Genomic DNA, 1,490 nt, shown 5'->3' with positions numbered 1-1,490 from the left:
TTTGTATCTTGATGGTGTTCCTTTGATGAAACGACTCCTTTATGCTCGTTGCTCTACTACTGCTCCCACTACTCTTCCGATAACTGTCTAAGACTTTATCCTTAGTCTTCCTAAAAGAGCCGCACCCTTTTGATTTTGCCGAAATTTGCTGGACATATCAACATCACGGTTTCCGGAATATGTTAAATGTCATTAAAAGATAGTTACTACCTCAATTACTTGCCATACCTGACTTATAGCCTTGCGCAACTCACGGGAAATTGCTTCATTGCCTTCCGGAAAACGATAATCTAGCTCTCGTAAACTACCGAATCAAGGTCGTACAACTTTCGGCCATTGCCAGTCTTGGTGGACTGGATTTTGCCAGCAGCCTCCCAGTTCCTTAATGTCCGATCAGTCACCCCTAGGGCTATAGCCGCTTCTTTTGGTTTGACAAGACCGCTGCATTACGGTTAGGAACTGCTGAACCCGAAGCGATTTTGAGACGATTTACACGTAACAATGTTAATTGCCCGATGTAACTAATATTCCTTGAATCATGACCTGCTCGGAAGCCCTGAATGTGATCGCGTTCAGGTACTATATAGCTAACTAAAATCAATTTTCCGGAGATGTCTAATGTTGGATGAGGCTATCAAGTATCTCAAAAAATCAGATCCAGTGTTAAAAGAACTGATTGATACTGTTGGCAGTTGTCAACTCAATCACATACCCAAGCAATCTAATCTTCTCGAAGAAATGACCAGAGCCATCATTTCTCAACAAATTTCTACCAAAGCAGCTCAAGCTATTTACCAGAGATTTTTAGAGTTATACACTTACCAAGAAACGCTAACCTTAACTCCCGAAGCAATCCTAGATACTCCTGAACACAAACTACGTGAAGTTGGCATTTCTAGACCAAAAATCCGTTACCTACAACACCTAGCAACGAGGATTATTGCTGGTTTTCCCATCATTGAAGAGCTTTCCGCAATGGACGACGAAACCGTCATTACGACTTTAACCCAAGTTAAAGGAGTTGGTCGTTGGACAGCTCAAATGCTGCTGATTTTCCGTCTCCATCGTTTAGATGTACTACCGATTGATGACCTCGGTATTCGTAAAGCTATTCAGAATCTCTACCATCTTGAACAGTTACCAGACAAGCATAGCCTCAATAACCTGGGTCAGAAATGGAAACCCTATCGTAGTATCGCCTGCTGGTATTTGTGGCAAAGTTTAGAAACAACTATCAAGAACAATCGTACTAAAATAGTCAATTAAAGTTATCATAACTAATGCTGAAAATTCGATCTGATAGTAACAGATAATGGTCAATTTTGAGGATTTTATGCCGTTTAATTGTGGTGTTTTGTGATATAAAAGTGCTGTTTAGTTGAATTAAAAATCAATAAAAATGATAGCATGAATCGACTTCCAGGAACTATGGTTGACATGTGGGATAGTGAAACTGATTTATTTTGCTCTGCCTAGAGTTATGGAAGAGA

The 1,490-nt window shown here is 40.1% G+C and carries 1 protein-coding gene and 1 pseudogene; one reads left to right on the top strand and one right to left on the bottom strand.

The window, feature by feature from the left end; all coding sequences use genetic code 11:
* Positions 1-290: 290 nt before the first annotated feature.
* Positions 291-416 (bottom strand): annotated as a pseudogene (locus tag F6K49_RS54075) (MerR family DNA-binding transcriptional regulator); the annotation flags it as partial.
* 202 nt (positions 417-618) lie between these two features.
* On the opposite strand from F6K49_RS54075, the gene F6K49_RS48295 reads away from it, so the two are divergent.
* Complete coding sequence (locus F6K49_RS48295; protein WP_293109772.1) at positions 619-1,266, top strand: DNA-3-methyladenine glycosylase; 648 nt, start codon at positions 619-621, stop codon at positions 1,264-1,266.
* Positions 1,267-1,490: the final 224 nt, after the last annotated feature.

This window comes from Moorena sp. SIO3I6, assembly GCF_010672095.1.
Note: the sequence above shows the minus strand (reverse complement) of the source record. Positions and strands in the feature narration are given on the sequence as shown.